Origin of the sequence: Serratia sp. BIGb0163 (assembly GCF_024809935.1) — a bacterium.
Lineage (GTDB): Bacteria > Pseudomonadota > Gammaproteobacteria > Enterobacterales > Enterobacteriaceae > Serratia > Serratia quinivorans.
In genome coordinates this window covers 1-1250 of sequence record NZ_JANUDZ010000026.1, presented here as the reverse complement: position 1 = coordinate 1250, position 1250 = coordinate 1, and the positions used below count along the sequence as shown (strand labels likewise).

General features: G+C 58.4%; 2 protein-coding genes. Both read right to left on the bottom strand.

All coding sequences use genetic code 11. From position 1 onward, the window contains the following. Positions 1-539: hypothetical protein (locus tag M2406_RS26435; protein WP_259191951.1), on the bottom strand; the 539-nt coding region annotated here is incomplete at its 3' end. Between the two features lie 93 nt (positions 540-632). Next, positions 633-1250 (bottom strand): fimbrial protein (locus M2406_RS26430; protein ID WP_259191950.1); only part of this gene is annotated, 618 nt, incomplete at its 5' end.

The window sequence follows — 1250 nt, the reverse complement described above, 5'->3', positions numbered from 1 at the left end:
GAGGTCCCTGCCACAATGCGTCGGTAGTCCCACGTCCTCAGCTCCGGGCGGAACACCAGACCGTGAACGGCGTTCCCCGCACGCTGCACGCGCGCCGACGGCACTGTCAGGCTTACCGTGTTATACCGTGGCGTCAGCGGGTGCTGCCCTGACTGACCATTCTCCGACCAGTTCAGGCGCATCCCCCATGCCAGTGCACGGTGCGGATCCCCCCAGTTACGGCCTTTAGAGCCTCTGGCTGCCGGCCCGTCCACCTTCACACGCAGACTTCTGCCGGCACATAACTGCTCAGGAAAATACATCATCAGCGCATTGTCCCCCGTGAGTCTCACCCTGTTACTGGTGAAGTCGGCCCGGGAAAAATGCCCCAGATTGACCTCATGCACGGAGCGGGATGTGTCCCCGCCATCGTTACTGAGTCGCATATCACAGGTCGACTTACTGACCGAAACGGAAAGCGTCATGGTCAGCGCATCTGATGCCTGGGCAGCAGTTGCCACCAGGGCCATAAAAATGGGTGCACAGAGGCGGTAACGCACAAAATTCATCTTTATCCCTTTCCGATGGTGCCGGCTCACAGCGCCGCAGTCAGGGAGGGGGTCTCTCCCTCCCTGTTGCACGACTTTGTTCAATCAGTTCATAGCGACGTTGAAGGTCACCGGTGTGACAAGGCTGACCGTCTGCTGACTACTGCCCCATGAACCCACCTGAGGTTTGATTTCCACATTGAATTTAATATCACTCAGCATATCTGCCGTTGCCGGGGCAGTAGCCTCATAAAGCGCGAGCGTGTTTTTAGCCGGTGTTATAAACCCAGTAGCCGGGGGAGGAGTGGCGCCGTTATTAGTCTTGCCGCCGTTGTCATCGACGCTGTTATCTGTCAGCGTGTAGCCCAGCGCAAAACCAAAGCCCTGGTCTGTACTGCTGTCACCATACAGGTCATCCGCCGCCCCTGTTGCCCCGCTACCGATCGCCGTCAGCCCCATCGTTCCACTGGCTGCCAATTCAGCCCCCTTGCACCCTGACACCTCCAGCATAACCGACGGCAACTTGGACGGAAGAAGGTTGTATTGAGTGGTCCCGACAGTTTTATCATCCCCGGTCCCGAACTCGCTCTTCGTGATAGTGCCGAACGCCACGTTTACCGCCGTGCCCGGCGTGTTGCCTGCAGACACGTTACATGACGTCGGCTTTACAACCGCACGGAAGTCCACCGTGGAGGACTTGGTACCCGCCATGGCACCCTGTGA